The sequence below is a fragment of the Mesorhizobium sp. M0408 genome (assembly GCF_040321495.1).
Classification (GTDB): Bacteria; Pseudomonadota; Alphaproteobacteria; order Rhizobiales; family Rhizobiaceae; genus Mesorhizobium.
The window spans coordinates 15,903-33,321 of record NZ_JAMYRO010000009.1; the positions used below are offsets into that span (position 1 = coordinate 15,903).

Consider the following 17,419-nt stretch of genomic DNA (forward strand, 5'->3'; position numbering starts at 1 on the left):
AACAACTCATTTACCTCGACGCTGTACCAGTCCGGTGAGCAAAGCCGGGGGTCGGATGCAGGAACAATTATTGCGCTACGAATGTGTCATGGAGCCGAACGGCCGTTGGATGGTGTGGGACATCGTTCACGATCTGCCGGCGCAATTTTCGGAAATCGCGCTGATCGGCCTGAGCCGTCGTGAAGCGGTTTCGCTCTGCCGGCTGCTCAACGAGACGAGCCGTTCCGAGACGCGGCAGAGCCGGGCCTCCTGAGAAGCGCGTGCGTCTCAGGCCTGCCCAAGCGCGGGGGATCTACATGCGATCGATAATATTCGGTCTGGTCTTGCTGCTGCCGGCCGCCGCCCTGGCGGAGCCGATCGAGACCCAGAAGATCATCACGGCGGCGACCGGCGACTGGAACGGCGACGGCGCCGCCGATCTGGCGATGATCGTCGAGACCGAGCCCGGCTCTCCCATGGACCTGTATTTTTTCCTCAAAGATCGCGATGGCGATTTTCTAAAACCTGCCGGGATCGTGCATGATCAGATTGACGGGGAATGGAAGGATTACGACCGGCCGGGCCCCGCCACATCCGACACTGAGCCCGAACTCACTGCGCTCCCCAACGGTTCGATCAAGCTCTATATTCCGGCGATGGAGATCGGCAGCGAGCGGACCAACAAGACGCTGACGCTCGCCTGGCGCAACGGCACGTTCGTCGTCGCCGGTTTTGCCTACGAGTATTGGGATTACATGGACGACAATGTTGCCGGCGACTGCGACTACAATGTGCTGACCGGCAAGGGCAACAGCAGCAAGAAGCTGGCGGACGGCACCACCAGGCAAGCGACCGTATCGGTCGAAGGCAAGGTCATCCCATTCGCGGAGTGGACCCCGGGCACTGGCTTCAGCGCTTGCGGAGAGTGAGAGGTTTCGGTTGCCTCACTGCAGCGGCGGCTTCCACAGCAGGCTGTTGCGATCGGCGGACTTGACGCGCAGCCAGGTTTCGCGGCCATCGCGCAGCACCCGGAGCGGGATCTCGGCACCGGCCGGACCGCTCTTCCAAAGCTTGCGATAAAAATCGGCAAGCCCATCGACCGCCGTGTCGCGGACATCCGAGATGACATCGCCCTGGCGAAGGCCCGCCTGGGCGGCTGGACCGCCCTCGGCGACGCTCATCACCACGACCTTGCCGTCGCTCTCGGCCGAGAAGGCGCCGAGCCACGGCCGCGGCGGCCTGGCGACCTGCCCGCGCGTCAGCAGATCGTCGAGGATGGGCGGCAGAAGATCGATCGGCACCACCATGTTGATGTCGGCGACCTCGCCGTTGCGGCTCATCTGCAGGCGCAGCGAACCGATGCCGAGCAGCCTGCCATCCGCGCCGATGAGGCCGGCGCCGCCCCATGAGGGGTGAGCCGGCGCCGTGAAGATCGCCTCGTCGAGCAGATATTCCCAATAGCCGGCGAATTCCTGCTTGGTGACGATCCGCGCCCGCACGGAGCGGCCGACGCCGTCGGCGAGCACGACGGGATCGCCGATCTTGGCCCTGGACGCATCACCGAGCGCAATGGCGGGCAGCCCGAGCGGCGCCAGCGCCTGCACCAGGCCGAAGCCCGACTCCTGGTCGTAGGCGAGCGCATGGGCGGGAACCACGCGCCCGTCCTGGTCGGCCAGCCAGACCTCCTCGGCCTCAGTGGTGAGATAGCCGATGGTGAGTACCAGCCCGTCGCCGCGGATGACCACGCCACTGCCCTCGCGGCGGGTGCCAAGTGTATTTGCCGTGAAGGCGTCCTCTGGCACGGTGGCGCGGACGGCCACGATGGATCGCAAAAGGGGTTCGATATTCATGCTTTGGTTCCTGGCAATGTTCGCAGGCTGATATGGGCTATAGGTATGGCGCAGGTGACCGGGCGCAAGAGGCGGCGCCGGCTTTGGCGTGGACCGGCGCCGCGCCGTTCGCGCCGGGGTTTTGCATCAGCGCCGGCAGCCCTATCTGTACCTACGGCTATCCCAAGCTGCCCTATGCAAAGTTCCTCCGCCATTACCCACGTTGATATCTGATATCCTCCCAACCCAACCCTTCCAAAGGCCTCCCAAATGAACGACTACGCAACGGACCAATACACGCCGCCAAAAGTCTGGACCTGGAACAAGGCAAATGGCGGCGCTTTCGCCAGCATCAACCGGCCGACCGCCGGCCCGACGCATGACAAGAAACTGCCGGTCGGCAAGCATCCGCTGCAGCTTTATTCGCTGGCGACACCGAACGGCGTCAAGGTGACGATCATGCTGGAGGAACTTCTGGCGCTCGGCCACAGCGGCGCCGAATACGACGCCTGGCTTATCAGGATCAACGACGGCGACCAGTTCGGCAGCGGCTTCGTCGAGGTCAACCCCAACTCGAAGATCCCGGCCATGGTGGATCGCAGTGGGAAAAAGCCGGTCCGCATCTTCGAATCCGGCTCGATCCTGCTCTACCTCGCCGAAAAATTCGGCGAATTCCTGCCGACGGAGCAGCCGGCTCGCGCCGAGACCCTGTCATGGCTGTTCTGGCAGATGGGCTCGGCGCCCTATCTCGGTGGCGGATTCGGCCATTTCTACGCCTATGCGCCGACGAAGATCGAATATGCCATCGACCGCTTCGCCATGGAAACCAAGCGGCAGATGGATGTGCTCGACCGACGCCTCGCCGAAAGCGAGTATTTAGGCGGCAGCGACTATACGATTGCCGACATTGCGGTGTGGCCCTGGTATGGCGGGCTGGCCAAGGGCCGTATGTATGACGATTCCGGCGAGTTCCTGCAGGTGGAGCAGTACAAGAACGTGCAGCGCTGGGCCGACGCCATCGACGCGCGGCCGGCGGTCAAGCGCGGCCGCATGGTCAACCGCACCTTCGGCGAGCCTTCGATGCAACTGCACGAGCGCCATGACACCAGCGATTTCGAGACCAAGACGCAAGACAAGCTCGCGGCGGCCAAAAGCTAAGCGGACGACGCGCCGATCTCCCGCCTTGTAGGGGAGATCGGGAGCTTCGGCCGACTGCTCAAGCTCGCCTTCACCGCCGCCATCCACAGCCGGTCGATGTTGGCCAGGAATTTCTCGTCGAGTTTGTCGAGGTGCTTCCAGTACATGCCGTCCTCGAAGAGATAGCCGAGTTCCTTCTCGATCCTGTCGGCCTCCTCCGCCTGATCGAGCCGCAGGCCGGCAAGCATCTGCGCCTTCATTTCCGATATTCGCGAGGGAGAAAGCGCGCCGAGTTCATCGAGCGTCAGCCGCGGGAAGACCAGCCGGCTGCGCGGCAGGTCGGATAGGTTGACGCACAGGCAGCCGCGCCGAAGCGCATGGATGAGCAGGCGGGCCGACTTCGCCTCGAGGTTGCGCAGGGTGACGTCGTTGCGCAGCGGATCGGCGCGGCCGACGCCGTAAAAATGCGTGTTGCCGGGCTGGTCGTAGACCATGTCGCAGCCAAGGAATGCCAGCACGTCCGGCTTCTGACTGTGGATCGTCCAGTAGGCCGCCGTCATCGACATGGTGCCGCCGGCATAGACGAAGCCACCAAAGCTGTTTTGCGCCGGCACGTAATGCGAGGCGCTGAAGATCTGCGCCTGCTGCAGGGGACCGCCTTGCGGCATCCGCTCCGCCGGGAAATCGCCGGCATGGACGAGGAAATCCCAGTCGGGGCGCACGCGCCAGGCGTTGTTGATGGCGACGATCTTGCCGAAGGCCTGCTTGGGCTAGGCGGCGCAGCGCACGACATCGGGGGCGCTACCGATCAGCAAGATCACGTTCGGCGTTCCGTCGATCACCACAACCCTCTCGACCGGCCGAAATGCATCTCGATGCCGCCCGGTTGAACGGCTTTATAGCCTCAACGGCCCATCGAAAACACCAGCCGGATTTAAGCTGGCATCAACAAAAGGGAGCTTGCCAGCCGGTTGTAAAATGTGGCCTTAGGCACCGTCGTACAAACAGCAGGCAGGTTTTCCCGCTAGCCCAAAAACGACGATATGAGTTGGGCGATATATATTAGTTGACTAAACTAGCGGAACGTCCAATGCACATTCCCAGAACCGAACATGTCCTGTCTAGACCATGATATCTATATGGGACATTACTACATAAGCTGAACGCGACCTCGACGGTTCGGCGGCACAGCCCTCAGACGCCGCGGCTTTGCCTCCGCGCTTTTCGCCCCGGATCCGTAGATCAACCGGACGACGAACAGGAAATATCCAACCTGCATGACGATCAAGGTCAAGATCGTCCAGGCCAGCGTCTTCCAGATTGAACCCGTCGCAAGGTAAGTCGAGATCGCCACGATGGACGATGTGGTGGTCAGCCCCACCAGGAACTGTGGAAAGTTCATGACTTTTCTGCGCCGCCCCGAAACTCGCTACAGCCGGGACGAACTCCCCTAACCCATTACCCCGGACCAACGTTTTCACTATTTCAGCAATTGCGCAAGCACCAAATAGAACAGCAGTTAACGCATGCTTCCGTGATCAAGCGCTGCATGTCAGGTCACCAAGGTGGGCTGGCTTGGACGGCGGCTGCGCGTCCCTCCTCCCCAACCAGCTCTCCATAACCCCTCACCGCCCCATCAAGCCCACGTATTCGCCACGTCTCCCCTTCCCGTGCCTCAAGATGGGACGGGCCGAGCGGCACTTTCCCTCCGCCGTCCGGCAGGTCCAGCACGTAGACGGGATTGCAGATGCCCGACAGGCGCGCACGCAAGGCGCTGACCAGCGCCTGGCCCTCGGCGATCGTGGTGCGCCGGTGCGCCATTCCGCGCACGAGATCGCCGTGGTGCAAGTAATAGGGTTTGACGCCAAGGCGATACATCAGCTCGCGGCACAGCTCTTCCAGCACCTCGACCGTATCGTTCACGCCTTTCAGCAGAACGCTCTGGTTCAGCAGCACGAAGCCGCCCTGCCGCAACGTGCGGCAGGCCCGCTCGGTCGCCTCCGTGATTTCGCGTGGATGGTTGAAATGGGTGACGACAGTGACCATCAGCCGGCCCTGCAAGGCTTGAATCAACCCGCCGGTGACGCGCGACGGCAGCGCGACGGGTACGCGAGTGTGGATGCGCAACAGCCGCACATGCTGGATCGCCTCGACACGGGCGCGGATTTCCGCCAGCGCCCTATCCGGCAGCGATAGCGGGTCGCCGCCGGTCAGGATCACCTCGCGGATTTCCGGATGGACCGCGATATAGGCGAAGGCTTCGTCGAGAGCTTCGCGCGTATAGCCGCGGCCGATCGACGTCAGCTGCTCCTTGCGAAAGCAGAACCGGCAATAGACCGCGCATTGATAGGTCGGGAACAACAGAACCCGGTCGGCATGTCGATGCGTCAATCTAGGCACGGGACTGAAGGCGCGGTCGGCGATCGGATCGTCGAGTTCGCCCTCCTGCTCTGCCAGTTCGTCGGGCGACGGGATGACCTGAAGCCGTATCGGATCGGCGGGGTCGTTCCAGTCGATCAGGTCGAGATAGGCCTTGGGAATGCGAACCTTGTGGCGCGTGGCCGCGGCTTCGGCCGCCGCCCGCTCGGCTGGCGACAGCGGCAGCGAATCCAGATCGCCTACATGCCGCACGCCCTCGCGAACATCGTCCCGCCATGCGGCATCCGCCTCGCGAGCGCGCCGGTCATCGGCTGCCACGCCGGCCGCATCGACCGCCATGCTGCCGTCGGGGATGTCGGGATGTGAGGTCATCGCAGGCTCCTTGAATTTCGGGCGGGAGTACAGCATTGGAGCCAGGACTTGAAGGCAATAAGCTGTGTTTGGCCGGGTTGGAGGGCGCGGCAGGAAGCCACAACCGGCCACTGATCAGAACAATCGTCCAACATAGCTGACGCAAAACATTAGCTTGCTCTTATATTAGCTTGAGCGTATACACATAAACGGCCGGTGATCTACCCCCCAACCGGTTAGGCTCGGCGCCAGTTCCCTCCCTACCCCTCAGGTCAACGACGCCGGGCCGCTCGGGGTCCGCACGGTCGCCCGCGGTCGAGATCGTCGACCTCTTCGATGTCGATCATGCCCCCTGCTCAAGCAGCACCCAACTGAACATACCAGCTGAACACATCGGCGATGCCCGCGTCTCTCGGCCTTCCCGTCGCCGGCCGCGGTCGCTAATCTCGGATTGCGAAAAAGCTGGAGACGAGCGTATGGCGAACGACTTGTCGCCAAGGCTTTTGGAGATCGTCAATGCGCTGCCCTTGCGGCAGGGCATGCGAGTGCTGGAGATCGGCTGCGGACCGGGTGCTGCAGCGCGCGAGATCGCGCGCCGGATCGGCGGTGGGCACGTGCTGGCGATCGACCGCTCGGCCAAGGCCATCGCGCAGGCCGGGGCCGCCTCGCGCGCCGAGATTGCGGCAGGCCGGCTGAGCCTTCGCCAGGTCGCCATCGAGGATTTCGAGTTGGAGGCCGATGAGAAGCACTTCGACATTGCCGTTGCGGTGCGCGTCGGCGCGCTGGACGGGCGTCATCCCGAAGCAGGAAAAATTGCCCTGCGACGGCTCAAGGCGGCGTTGACCGCGCAAGGCCGGCTGTTCATCGACGGCGGCGATCCGCTGCGCGAAATTGCGATACATGGCTGAGCACCTCGTGCTTGGCCTCCGGAATCGAGCGTCTACGTGACCGTGGGCGGCAGAGCCGGCCTCAGCTCCGCAACCCCGGCGCCTCCTTCCCGGTTCGCTCGACATATTCAGTATAGCCGCCGCCATAGGTGTGGATGCCCTCGGGCGTCAGTTCCAGCACCCGGTTCGACAGCGCCGCCAGGAAATGGCGGTCATGCGAGACGAACAGCATGGTTCCCTCGTACTGCGACAGTGCCGTGATCAGCATCTCCTTGGTGGCGATGTCGAGGTGGTTGGTCGGCTCGTCCAGCACCAGCAAATTGGGCGGATCGAACAGCATCAGCGCCATCACCAGCCGCGCCTTCTCGCCGCCCGACAGCACGCGGCATTTCTTCTCGATCTCGTCGCCGGAAAAGCCGAAGCAGCCGGCCAGCGCCCTGAGCGGCGCCTGGCCGGCCTGCGGAAATGCGTCTTCCAGCGTCTGGAACACGGTGCGCTCGCCCTCCAGCACTTCCATGGCGTGCTGGGCGAAATAGCCCATCTTGACGCTCGGCCCGCGCGCCACCGTGCCATTGTCCGGCTCGGAAGCGCCAGCGACCAGCTTCAGCAGCGTCGACTTGCCGGCGCCGTTGACGCCCATGATGCACCAGCGCTCGCGGCGGCGCACCTGAAAATCCAATCCCTCGTAGATCGAGCGGGTGCCATAGCCCTTGTGCACGTTCTTCAGCGTCACCACGTCCTCGCCGCAGCGCGGCGCCGGCTGGAAGTCGAACGACACCTTCTGGCGGCGCTTGGGCGGCTCGACACGGTCGATCTTGTCCAACTTCTTCACCCGGCTCTGCACCTGGGCGGCATGCGAGGCACGTGCCTTGAAGCGCTCGATGAAGGCGATCTCCTTGGCCAGCATCGCCTGCTGGCGCTCGAACTGCGCCTGCTGCTGCCGGTCGGCAATCGCCCGCTGCTGCTGGTAGAATTCGTAGTTGCCGGAGTAAGCGGTCAGCGAACCGCCGTCGATCTCGACCACCTTGTTGACGATGCGGTTCATGAACTCGCGGTCGTGCGAGGTCATCAGCAGCGCGCCGTCATAGTTCTTCAGGAACTGCTCCAGCCAGATCAGGCTTTCCAGGTCGAGATGGTTGCTCGGCTCGTCGAGCAGCATGGCGTCGGGCCGCATCAAAAGGATCCTGGCAAGTGCCACGCGCATTTTCCAGCCGCCGGACAGCTTGCCGACGTCGCCGTCCATCATCTCCTGGCTGAAGCCAAGGCCGTCCAGCACCTCGCGCGCCCGGCCATCCAGCGCGTAGCCGTCGAGCTCCTCGAAGCGGTGCTGCGCCTCGCCGTAGCGGGCGATGATCTCGTCCATCTGGTCGGCCTGGTCAGGGTCGCCCATGGCGTGCTCGAGCTCGCGCATCTCGGCCGCCACTTCGCTCACCGGCCCGGCGCCGTCCATCACTTCGGCAACGGCGCTGCGGCCGGACATGTCGCCGACATCCTGGCTGAAATAGCCGATGGTGACGCCGCGATCGACCGAGACCTGGCCTTCGTCGGGCTGCTCCTCGCCGTTGATCATGCGAAACAGCGTCGTCTTGCCCGCGCCGTTAGGCCCGACCAGCCCGACCTTCTCGCCCTTCTGCAACGCGGCGGAGGCTTCGATGAAGACGATCTGCCTGCCGTTCTGCTTGCTGATGCTTTCGAGACGAATCATGGTTTTCCGGGGAAGGCCAAAGGAGAGTTCCTGCGCCAATACGCGATAGACCGCGCCGGCGGAAGCCTGCAGTAGTGAGGCGCCCCGCGCCAAATTGTCTGAACCCTATCTGCGCATCGCCCGCCGGAATCGCTCGTCCAGCTGCTGGAACTCGGCAAAGAGCCCATCGCATGCCCGGCGACCCGCTTCGCATCGCATAGTCCGTGTTTGGTACAAACTGCCCTGCCGGTCCCTGCTGAGGCGATTGCAGGTTATGGCGGGATACGCCTGTTCGGTGGGCCTTGTGAAACTCCACTGCGTCAGCCCGTCAGCAGAAACGAACAGTTCGAAGCGGGATGAGGCAGCAACCCGACGCAACGCTGGAGACGCCCTCACTTGCTCGACCAAATCCAGTGCGTCAGCACCGTGGAAACCGCACATCGTCGACGGCCCATGCGCGTCGCGGTGGATGCCTTCGTCCACAGTCTGGGCGTGCGAGGCGCCGTAGGTTGCGAGCATAATCGCGCTGACTATACGAAATCTTCTCACTGGAGCTCCCCTATTGGCTACTGCATTCGGTCAACACTGTTGGTTGCAGCAGGACCACTCACCCAATCCCGTCAGCTCATAGGCGCCGGCGGCGCGCCCGTCCTCAAGTCGCACCGGCCGGCACAAGGACACTGCCGGTGAAGCGCGCGCCGCTCCGATGCATAATGACAGGCTCGCCGTTGACATGGACTTTGCGCTGGTCTTGGTCTTGGTCCCGGTCCCGATCTTGTCACTAAACCCAAGCGCGATGTTTATCTCGTCCGATCGCCCTTCGCAAAGTAGCCGGCGGCCCGGACGATCACACCCGGCCCGATGTCCCATCCTCGCCAAAAATCCCGGTCACCCAGTCGATGAACACGCGTACCCGCGGCGCGAGCTGGCGGTTCTGTGGGTAGAGCGCCGACAGCGGTGTCGGCGACGGCGGGTAATCCGGCAGCACTTCGACGAGCGTGCCGCGTGCGAAATCCCCGGCGAAGCGGTAGTGCGGCGCCTGCACCAGGCCGAAGCCGAGACGCGCCAGCTCCGCCATCGTGTCGGAGCCGTTGACCGTCACCCGGTTGGGCAGGCTGACATAACTCAACGCGCCGCCGACGGTGAATTCGAGCCGCATGACCTCGCCGGTCCGCGACGAGCGGAAGCCGACCATCAGATGGCCTTCGAGATCGTCGAGGGTTGCCGGCATGCCGAGGCGTTCGCCCGCGAAGCGGCGCGGCCAACCTGACTGGTTGCCGCCCGGAAAGGCGGCGCCAGCCTCCGTGCCTCACTTCAACTCCACCCAGACCGGCGCGTGATCGCTGGCGCCGGTCTGGCCGCGCACGTCGCGGTCGATGCCCGCCGCTACCAGCCGGCGCGACAGCTTCTTGCTGAGCAAGATATGGTCGAGGCGCAGGCCGGCATCGCGCGGCCAGCGGTTGCGGCGGTAATCCCAGAATGTGTAGAGCGTCTCGTTCGGGTGCTTCTTGCGCAGCGCGTCAAGCCAGCCCTGGTCGAGCAGCCGCTGGAACGATGCGCGGCTTTCCGGCTGGACCAGCGCGTTGTCGTCATAGGAGCGGGTCGGGTAGATGTCGCGCGGCTCGGGCACGATGTTGTAGTCGCCGGCCAGTACCACCGGCAGGCCGGTGTCGAGCAACTGCGCCGCATGCGCCTCCAGCCTTTCGTGCCAGGCCAGCTTGTACTGGAATTTCGGGCCGGGCTGCGGATTGCCGTTCGGCGCGTAGAGGCAGGCGACGACGATGCCGTTGACCGCTGCCTCGATGTAGCGCGCCTGCTGGTCGCTGTCGTCGCCGGGCAGCGCCTCGCGGGTCAGAACGGGTTCTGAGCCACGCGCGAGTATGGCGACGCCGTTCCAGGTCGGCTGCCCGACCCAAACCGCGCCGTAGCCGGCGGCCGCCAGCGCAGTGCGCGGAAACTGCGTCTGCCTGGTCTTGAGCTCCTGCAGGCAGGCGATGTCGGGTTTGGCGGCGGCCAGCCATGCGAGCAGGTTCGGCAGCCGGCTGTTGATGTTGTTGACGTTGAAGGTGGCGATCTTCATCGGCCTGCTTCAGCGCACGATGCGTTCGGTCCACGCCTTCACCGCATCAGCGAGCGTCTTCAGATGATCGGCGGTGGAGAAGCCGGAGATGTTTTTGCGCGGCTTCAGATCATGGTCGCCGTCTTCCAGCCAGAAAATCTCGATTGCGTCGGACAGAGCATAGGTCGCGACCTCGTCTTTGGTCCCGAACTCGTCGCGCGTGCCTTGGAAGATCACTGTCGGCATCTTGAGATCGGCGAGGTGCTTTGTCCGAAGCTGCGTCGGTTTGCCCGGCGGATGGAAGGGATAGCCAAGGCAAAGCAGGCCCGAGATCTCGCCCTTTGAAAACATCTCGTCGGCGATCATCGAAGCGACGCGTCCGCCCATCGACTTGCCACCGATGATCAGCGGACCCTTCACGCCCTTCGCCCGGAGGTCGGCGATCGCCTTGACGTATTCCGGGTTAACCGTCTCGGCGCGCGGCGGCGGCTTGCGGTGGCCGTAGCGGCGAGCCGCCATGTAGTGGAATTCAAAGCGCGCAACGCGGAAGCCGGCCTCGGCCAGCGCTTTTGCCGTGGCTGTCAGCGAGGGGGAGTCCATAGGAGCGCCTGCGCCATGGGCGAGCAAGATGGTGATTGGGGCGGTGTCGGGGCCGTCGAAGAGGAAGGTTGTCATGGGGACTCCAACGCTGGTGACCCCTTCTCCCCTTGTGGGAGAAGGTGGCCGAGCGAAGCTCGGTCGGATGAGGGGTGTTCCAGGGAACGCCGACGCCTCATTTCTTCCAACACCCCTCAACCGTCTCGGCGCTGCGCGCCGATCCACCTTCTCCCACAACAAGGGGAGAAGGAGGCGCTACTACCTCACCCCGCCGACATCCGCGCCAGCTGCAAATCCACGAACTGTATCCCCTTGGCGGCCGTGCGCGCCCATTCGGAGTTGGGATCGAGTTCGAGGTAGCGCACCCAGCGACGCCGCGCCTCGGCGAGATTGCCGGCGTCGAACTCCAGCCTCGCAAGGTTGAATACCGCGTCGGCATAATTGGGATCGAGTGCGATCGCCTTGAGCAAATGCCGTCGCGCCGACGCCACCCGCCCCTCTTCGCTCATCAGCCCGGCGAGATTGAACCAGGCCTCGACGAAGCCGGGATCGAGCTTTATCGCGCGGGCATAGTCGTGCGCCGCCTCGGCCGCGTGGCCGGCGGCGCGCAGGCAGTTGGCGCGGTTGAAAGCGGCGATGGCATCGCTTGGGTCGATGGCCAGGCAGCGCCGGTAGAGCGCCGCCGCCTGCTCGTGGTCTTCAGCCCCTTCCGCCGCCTCGGCATCGGCGAACAGCTCTTCCAGCGTGTCGTCATCCTGCGTTCCCAGATCGAACAGCAGCTGGCCGTCGAGTTCGCTCTGGCCGCCCTCGAGATAGATCGCATCGGCCCGCCCATGCTGTGAGCCGACGGCGAGCGACTTGGCGGTGAGCGAGGCGACCGGGCCCGACCGGTGCACCGAGCGCGCAATCGCCCCCCATGAGGCGCCGCCGGCAACCAGCCCGGCATATTTGCGGGCGAGGATCAGGTCGCGAAAGGAATACGGTTCGCAATCATGCTCGAAGGCATCGAACAGCGACAAAAGGTCGAGATCCTCGCCGGTCAGCCGCGACTGGTCGATCAGCGACTGCCGCGACAGCGCCGAAGCCTCCGGCGCTTTCATCAGGCCGAGCAGGCGCAGGAAGCCGTTCTCGCTGACCAGCTTGCGCCCGGCCGCGCGCTCGGTGACGACGCGGCGCTCAATCTCGGCATCATCGGCCCTGGCGAGCAACATGCGGCCCAACACGACATGTGTGGTGCGCCGAGTGACGCCGCGCCGCAACTCGCCGTGCTGGCGCTCGACCTCGCGCGCCGCCAACCTGAGCGGAAAGGCGGCCAGCGCGCCGACGATGCCGAAGACCGTGCCGGCGAGAGCCGTCACGCCTTGCTCTTGCCGACGGCTTTGAGAAGGTTCGCCTTGAGCGGGTTTTCCTTGGCCGCGGCGGCGCCGGCCTTGGCGGATTTCGCCGCGGGCTTGGCCGTTTCATCGGCCTTGCTCTTGGACTTGGCCGGCGGCTTGGCCGATTGCGACAGGCTCGCCTTCAGCGCATCCATGAGATTGATGACATTGCCGCGCTCAGGCGCCGCCGCGATGATCGGCTTATGGCCCTTCAGCTTCTCGCGGATCATCGCCATCAGCGCGATCTCGTAGCGGTCCTCGTAATTCTTCGGATCGAAGGTGGTTTCCTTCTGCTTGATCAGCGCCTCGGCCAATTGCAGCATTTCGGGATCGGGGGTTCCGGCCGGGATATTGCCGAAATACTCAGCCGTGCCACGCACTTCGTTCGGATTCCTCAAGGTGCAGACGAACATGCCGTTCTCGCGCGCGCCGATCGTCACCACGCGCTCGCGGCTGGACAGCACCAGGCGGGCGATCGCCAGCTTGCCGGATTTGCGCATCGCTTCGCGCAGCACGGCGAAGGTCTCCTCGGCCATTGCGCCGTCCGGCGCCAGGTAATAGGGCGCGTCCTGATAGATGACGTCGACCGAATGCTCGTCGACAAAGGCCTCTATGTTCATCGTATGATTGGATTCGATGCGTACCGCATCGAGATCGGAGTCCTCGATGATGATGTACTGCTTGTCCTCGTATTCGTAGCCCTTGACCAGGTCCGAACGCTCGACCAGCCCGAGTTCGGGGTCGACCGGCTTCATGTTGATGCGGTTGTGCGTCTTGTTGTGCAGCTGGTTGAAGCTGATGCGCTCGCTGGCGCTGGTCGCCGGATAGAGCCGGACCGGACAGCTGACCAGACTGAGCTTGAGGTAACCTTTCCAACTTGCCCTGGGCGCCATGAAATACTCCTACGCGGCCTTGTGCTGTCGAACTGTTCGCAGCGTTCATTCGTCCGGAGGACGAACGGGGCTGCCGAAATCCTACATTGCCCCTTACAATACCGGCAAATCCCTAGCGAAATCTTCCTCCGCTGAGAGCCGCCTGCAGGCAAGGGATCCGTGGCGAAGAATAATTCAAATTTTCCGGAGCGTCGATGGATTGCAGATCGGACCGGCGCACCGCCGTCACCATTCTACCGGACGGCTCTGTGCAGCGGCCAAAAGATCGGCCAAACCTGTGCCTCGACCCGCTTTGATGCTGGAGTTTCAATCTGATAACGCCGTTTGCGATCGGCCATGACCGATCGCCGGCCGGCTGGCAGACAATCGGCCAAATGATCGGCCAATTTTTCTATTAATCTAGAAAAAAACTATTTATGATTATGTACTTATTAATTCTGAAGATCGGCCAAAAATTGGAGGCAGCCGTACCATGGAAGAAAGCGTACAGCGGATCGAACCGGCCCGTCTGGAGGAAGTATCCGAGGAAATCTCGGATGCCCTGGCGGAATTGTCGGCGGCGTCCGCTACGTTGGGCGGCAGCCTTCATCCCCGTACAGCTGCCAACCTCGCCGATCTCGTGCGCATCATGAATACCTATTACAGCAACCTCATAGAGGGCCATGACACGCGTCCGCGCGACATCGAGCGCGCGCTGGCAGGAAATTTCGACAAGGATGAGGAACGGCGGAACCTGCAACTTGAAGCCGCCACTCACGTCAGGCTCCAGGCCGAGATCGACCGGATGGCTGCGCGGGGCCGATTACCTGATCCGGCTTCCCGCGCCTTCATCCTGTGGCTGCATCAGGAATTCTATCGGGATGCCGAGGAACTCATGCTGCGTGTCAAGGGTGCAGGGCGCGAATTTCTCATGGTGCCCGGGGAATGGCGATCGAAACTTGAGCACGATGTTGCGGTCGGCAGGCATCAACCGCCATCCAGCGTCCGCGTCGACGATTTCATGTGCTATTTCGAAACGCGCTACGGCTTCGCAAAGCTCGGCAAGGCAGGCCGGATACTCGCCATTCCTGCTGCGCATCATCGCTTCAATTTCATCCATCCATTTCCCGACGGCAACGGGCGCGTCAGCCGCTTGATGAGCCATGCGATGGCACATGAGGCAGGTATCGCCGCTCATGGATTGTGGTCGATTTCACGTGGACTGGCGCGAGGGCTGAAGAGTCGCAAAGACTACAAGACCATGATGGATCATGCCGACATGCCGCGCCAGGGCGATCTCGACGGCAGAGGCAATCTCTCACAGCGCGCGCTAGCGGATTTCACCCTGTGGTTCCTGCGCGTCTGTGTTGACCAAGTGACCTTCATGTCCGGCCTTTTTGATCTCGCCACGCTGGCAAAGCGTCTTCGCGCCTACGCTACAAGCAGCGAGTTGAAGCCGGAAGCCAGCCGTCTGCTGGAAGAGGCGCTGATACGCGGCGAATTCGAGCGAGGCGAAATCTCGCGCATTACCGGACTGCCCGAGCGGACCGCGCGGCGGGTTTTCAATGATGTCATTTCGCTTGGGCTGCTGGAATCCGAGACGCCCAAAGGGCCGGTATCCCTGCGCTTTCCCGCCAAGGCCTTGGACACGCTGTTCCCGAGGCTGTTTCCCGAAACATGAATCAACAGTCAGCCAGCCTCAGGTCCAACCGGCGGCAAATCCCTGGCGAAATCTTCCATGTCGGCCCAGGGATCGCCTGACGTCGCCAGCAGGCCCGGCAGCGACGAATAATTCAGATCCTGCGGAGCGTCGATGGATTCCAGATCGCTCCAGCTCACCGGCGTCGAGGCCGGCAAATTGGTGCGGGCGCGCAGCGAATAGGGAGCCGCAGAAGTGTGGCCGCGCGCATTGCGGTGATAATCGATGAAGATACGCCGCTTGCGGTTATCCTTGCCCATGGTGGTGGTGAAAGTGTCGGGCGCGGTGGCGGCAAGATGCGTCGAGATGGCGCTGGTCGCCTGGTGCAATTTCTTCCAGTTCTGCTTTTGCGTCACCGGCACTGATATGTGGATGCCGTGGCCGCCGGACGTCTTGGCGAACGGCACCAGCCCTAGCGCTTCCAGCTCGCCCTTAATGTGCACCGCCGCCTCAACCACCTCGCGCCAGGCGATCCCCTCGCCCGGGTCGAGGTCGAAAACGATCAGGTCCGGCTTGTCGAGCCGCGTGCGATGGGTGCCCCAGGTGTGGAACTCGACGACACCGAACTGCGCCAGCGCCAGATAGCCCTTGGCGTCTTCCACCGAGAGATAGGATTTGGTCTCGCCCTCCGAATTGGTCGCTTCGAAAGTCGCCACAGAGGACGGCATGCCGGTGAAGGCGTGGCGCTGGAAGAAACAGTCCTGCGGCCTGCCGGTCGGGCAGCGCACCAGCGACACCGGCCGGCCGAGAATGTGCGGCAGCATGAAATCGCCGACCAGCGCGTAATAGACGGCAATGTCGAGCTTGGTCGGGCCGGTCTTGCCGAACAGCCGTCGCGTCGGGTTGGTCACCCAGATGGTGGCGAGGTCGGCCTCGGCGATCAGCCGCTTGCGCTTGGCCGAAACCGGCGTCGACAGGCCGACGTCGCGCAGGCCGCGGAACACGGCATGGCGCAGCGCATTGTCGGTGGTCCGGTTGGCGTAGTGGATATACGCCGAAAGCAGCGGCCGCACCCAGTTCATCTCGCGCATGATTTCGCGGGGAACCCCTTCGGGCGCGGATGCCCCGGCGCGCAACGGCTCCAGCCGCGCCAGCAACTCGCCGGCGGTGGCGGCGTCGAAGCCGGTGCCGACCTTGCCGCGATAGTGCAATTCGCCATCCTCGAATTCGCCGAGGCCGAGTGCGGCCAGCCCCTCGGCCGCATCGGAGACTGTGTAGCCGGCGATAACGAAATCGCCGGTCTGAAGCGCCTTGGTCTTGGTCCAGGTCTTGGTGCGGCCGCTCTGGTAGACCGCCGTAGCACGTTTCGAGACGACGCCCTCCAGCCCCATTTCCGATGCCTGGTCATAAAGCGCCTGGCCGTCGCCCTCGGCGTGATCGCTGTACTGGATGGCGGAGTTGGCGCCGAGACCGGACAGCAGCTGCGAAAGCAGCGTCTTGCGCCGGCGGAGCGGCACTTGCCTCAGGTCCCAGCCGTCGAGATAGAGAAGGTCGAAGGCATAGAAGTGGAGCTTGTTGCCGGCGCCTTCGGCCAGCGCATCCTGCAAAAGGGCAAAGCGGCTGATGCCCTTGGCGTCGAGCGCGACGACCTCGCCGTCGATGATCGCCTCGCGGCACGGCAGCCTGGCGAAGGCAAGCGGAAGGTCGCCATAGCGCTTCGTCCAGTCGAGGCCGGCGCGGGTGATCAGCCTGACCTTCCCATCGGAAACATGCGCCATGGTGCGGTAGCCGTCGAACTTGATCTCGTGCAGCCAGGCTTCGCGCGTTCGGGCCGCTGGGTCATCGCCGCCCGGCGGCTTCGGAACCTGCGTGGTCAGCTGCGGCTCGATCCGGGAAGGCGGCGGCGCCTTGACGGCGCCCGGCAAAGCGCCGGGTTTCAGCACCACCGGCCTGGCAGGTTTGGCGGCAGGCTTCGGCGTTGCCACCAGCTCCTCGATGCGGCGTCCGGATTTGACGCTTTCCGGCCGGGCTTCCAGTATGTCGAGCTTGGCGTCGGCGGCGAGATCGCGCTCCTTGAACAGCAGCCAGTTCTTCTTGCCCTCATCGTCGCCGGGCTTCGGTTTCAGCCGCGTCAGCATCCAGCCGCCATTCAGCTTTTCGCCGGCGAGGCGGAACTTGAAGGAACCGGTGCGCAGGCTCTTCTCGACATCGTCCATCGGCGCCCAGACGCCGGTGTCCCAGACGATCATCGGCCCGCCGCCATATTCGCCTTCGGGAATGACACCTTCGAAGTCGATATACTCGAGCGGATGGTCCTCGGTCTCGACCGCCAGCCGTTTGTCGGCGGGGTTGAGCGACGGGCCGCGCGGCACCGCCCAGCTCTTCAGCACGTCGCCGACCTGCAGGCGCAGATCGTAGTGGTCGGCGGTGGCGTGATGCTTGTGGACAACGAAACGATTGCCCTCACCGGCAACCAGACCGCCGGCTGGTTCCGGCGTCCTCGTGAACTCGCGCTTGGCGCGATAAGCCTTGAGCTTCGAAGGAGCTGGCATGGACTAGGCGCGGGTGGTGGGCAAAAGCAACGAGCGCGGCATCAAAATCCCATCGCAGCGGCGCTCCAATGTCACGGC

The 17,419-nt window shown here is 63.7% G+C and carries 15 protein-coding genes and 1 pseudogene; 5 read left to right on the plus strand and 11 right to left on the minus strand.

Going from position 1 to position 17,419, the window contains the following annotated elements; translation table 11 throughout:
• Window positions 1–70 precede the first annotated feature (70 nt).
• Both NKI67_RS12545 and NKI67_RS12550 read left to right on the plus strand, forming a co-directional pair.
• Window positions 71–253, plus strand: a complete 183-nt coding sequence (locus NKI67_RS12545; RefSeq protein WP_245274654.1) for a hypothetical protein — start codon at window positions 71–73, stop codon at window positions 251–253.
• A gap of 43 nt (window positions 254–296) precedes the next feature.
• Entirely contained in the window at window positions 297–908 is a 612-nt protein-coding gene (locus NKI67_RS12550; protein ID WP_352645419.1) for a hypothetical protein, read from the plus strand.
• A gap of 15 nt (window positions 909–923) precedes the next feature.
• Here the strand turns inward: NKI67_RS12550 and NKI67_RS12555 are convergent, their stop codons facing one another.
• Window positions 924–1,829 carry a S1C family serine protease gene (locus NKI67_RS12555; protein ID WP_352645421.1) on the minus strand — a complete coding sequence of 302 codons (906 nt, stop codon included), beginning with the start codon at window positions 1,827–1,829 and terminating at the stop codon, window positions 924–926.
• Between the two features lie 249 nt (window positions 1,830–2,078).
• Here NKI67_RS12555 and yghU point away from each other — a divergent pair, with 249 nt between their 5' ends.
• Window positions 2,079–2,966, plus strand: coding sequence for a glutathione-dependent disulfide-bond oxidoreductase (yghU, locus tag NKI67_RS12560; protein ID WP_352645423.1), 888 nt, complete (start codon window positions 2,079–2,081; stop codon window positions 2,964–2,966).
• On the opposite strand, the gene NKI67_RS12565 is transcribed toward yghU, so the two are convergent.
• The 3 genes from NKI67_RS12565 to NKI67_RS12575 all read right to left on the minus strand — a co-directional run bounded on the left by NKI67_RS12565 (window position 2,963) and on the right by NKI67_RS12575 (window position 5,663).
• Window positions 2,963–3,667, minus strand: coding sequence for a hypothetical protein (locus tag NKI67_RS12565; RefSeq protein ID WP_352645425.1), 705 nt, complete (start codon window positions 3,665–3,667; stop codon window positions 2,963–2,965). The genes yghU and NKI67_RS12565 overlap by 4 nt on opposite strands.
• A gap of 428 nt (window positions 3,668–4,095) precedes the next feature.
• Window positions 4,096–4,347 (minus strand): exopolysaccharide production repressor protein, encoded by a 252-nt coding sequence (locus tag NKI67_RS12570; RefSeq protein WP_023675695.1) that lies wholly within the window; start codon window positions 4,345–4,347, stop codon window positions 4,096–4,098.
• 155 nt (window positions 4,348–4,502) lie between these two features.
• Window positions 4,503–5,663 carry a KamA family radical SAM protein gene (locus NKI67_RS12575; protein ID WP_502909338.1) on the minus strand — a complete coding sequence of 387 codons (1,161 nt, stop codon included), beginning with the start codon at window positions 5,661–5,663 and terminating at the stop codon, window positions 4,503–4,505.
• Window positions 5,664–6,151: 488 nt separating this feature from the next.
• Between NKI67_RS12575 and NKI67_RS12580 the strand changes: the two genes are divergently transcribed.
• Entirely contained in the window at window positions 6,152–6,583 is a 432-nt protein-coding gene (locus NKI67_RS12580; RefSeq protein ID WP_352453694.1) for an SAM-dependent methyltransferase, read from the plus strand.
• A 61-nt stretch (window positions 6,584–6,644) separates the two neighbouring features.
• On the opposite strand, the gene NKI67_RS12585 is transcribed toward NKI67_RS12580, so the two are convergent.
• The 6 genes and pseudogenes from NKI67_RS12585 to ku all read right to left on the minus strand — a co-directional run bounded on the left by NKI67_RS12585 (window position 6,645) and on the right by ku (window position 13,171).
• On the minus strand, window positions 6,645–8,267 hold the full coding sequence (locus tag NKI67_RS12585; protein WP_352645429.1) for an ABC-F family ATP-binding cassette domain-containing protein: 1,623 nt from the start codon (window positions 8,265–8,267) through the stop codon (window positions 6,645–6,647).
• Window positions 8,268–9,093: 826 nt separating this feature from the next.
• Window positions 9,094–9,489: pseudogene (locus tag NKI67_RS12590) on the minus strand (LysR substrate-binding domain-containing protein); the annotation flags it as partial.
• Between the two features lie 66 nt (window positions 9,490–9,555).
• Window positions 9,556–10,326, minus strand: coding sequence for an exodeoxyribonuclease III (locus NKI67_RS12595; protein ID WP_352645430.1), 771 nt, complete (start codon window positions 10,324–10,326; stop codon window positions 9,556–9,558).
• A gap of 9 nt (window positions 10,327–10,335) precedes the next feature.
• On the minus strand, window positions 10,336–10,980 hold the full coding sequence (locus NKI67_RS12600) for an alpha/beta hydrolase family protein (RefSeq protein ID WP_352645432.1): 645 nt from the start codon (window positions 10,978–10,980) through the stop codon (window positions 10,336–10,338).
• A gap of 185 nt (window positions 10,981–11,165) precedes the next feature.
• Complete coding sequence (locus NKI67_RS12605) at window positions 11,166–12,260, minus strand: tetratricopeptide repeat protein (RefSeq protein WP_352571359.1); 1,095 nt, start codon at window positions 12,258–12,260, stop codon at window positions 11,166–11,168.
• Entirely contained in the window at window positions 12,257–13,171 is a 915-nt protein-coding gene (gene ku / locus NKI67_RS12610) for a non-homologous end joining protein Ku (RefSeq protein ID WP_023675684.1), read from the minus strand. The genes NKI67_RS12605 and ku overlap by 4 nt, the downstream gene beginning before the upstream one ends.
• Before the next feature lie 472 nt (window positions 13,172–13,643).
• Between ku and NKI67_RS12615 the strand changes: the two genes are divergently transcribed.
• Window positions 13,644–14,831 carry a Fic family protein gene (locus tag NKI67_RS12615; RefSeq protein ID WP_352571360.1) on the plus strand — a complete coding sequence of 396 codons (1,188 nt, stop codon included), beginning with the start codon at window positions 13,644–13,646 and terminating at the stop codon, window positions 14,829–14,831.
• A gap of 8 nt (window positions 14,832–14,839) precedes the next feature.
• Here NKI67_RS12615 and ligD read toward each other — a convergent pair whose 3' ends face one another.
• Complete coding sequence (ligD, locus tag NKI67_RS12620) at window positions 14,840–17,341, minus strand: DNA ligase D (RefSeq protein WP_352645435.1); 2,502 nt, start codon at window positions 17,339–17,341, stop codon at window positions 14,840–14,842.
• Between the last annotated feature and the right edge of the window lie 78 nt (window positions 17,342–17,419).

Excerpts from the sequence above, each read along its gene's own strand:
- NKI67_RS12570 (WP_023675695.1), bottom strand. The coding sequence starts at position 4,347 with ATGAACTTTCCACAGTTCCTGGTGGGGCTGACCACCACATCGTCCATC.
- NKI67_RS12595 (WP_352645430.1), bottom strand. The coding sequence starts at position 10,326 with ATGAAGATCGCCACCTTCAACGTCAACAACATCAACAGCCGGCTGCCG.
- NKI67_RS12585 (WP_352645429.1), bottom strand. The coding sequence starts at position 8,267 with ATGATTCGTCTCGAAAGCATCAGCAAGCAGAACGGCAGGCAGATCGTC.
- yghU (WP_352645423.1), top strand. The coding sequence starts at position 2,079 with ATGAACGACTACGCAACGGACCAATACACGCCGCCAAAAGTCTGGACC.
- ligD (WP_352645435.1), bottom strand. The coding sequence starts at position 17,341 with ATGCCAGCTCCTTCGAAGCTCAAGGCTTATCGCGCCAAGCGCGAGTTC.
- NKI67_RS12580 (WP_352453694.1), top strand. The coding sequence starts at position 6,152 with ATGGCGAACGACTTGTCGCCAAGGCTTTTGGAGATCGTCAATGCGCTG.
- NKI67_RS12555 (WP_352645421.1), bottom strand. The coding sequence starts at position 1,829 with ATGAATATCGAACCCCTTTTGCGATCCATCGTGGCCGTCCGCGCCACC.
- NKI67_RS12615 (WP_352571360.1), top strand. The coding sequence starts at position 13,644 with ATGGAAGAAAGCGTACAGCGGATCGAACCGGCCCGTCTGGAGGAAGTA.
- ku (WP_023675684.1), bottom strand. The coding sequence starts at position 13,171 with ATGGCGCCCAGGGCAAGTTGGAAAGGTTACCTCAAGCTCAGTCTGGTC.
- NKI67_RS12600 (WP_352645432.1), bottom strand. The coding sequence starts at position 10,980 with ATGACAACCTTCCTCTTCGACGGCCCCGACACCGCCCCAATCACCATC.
- NKI67_RS12575 (WP_502909338.1), bottom strand. The coding sequence starts at position 5,663 with ATGGCGGTCGATGCGGCCGGCGTGGCAGCCGATGACCGGCGCGCTCGC.
- NKI67_RS12550 (WP_352645419.1), top strand. The coding sequence starts at position 297 with ATGCGATCGATAATATTCGGTCTGGTCTTGCTGCTGCCGGCCGCCGCC.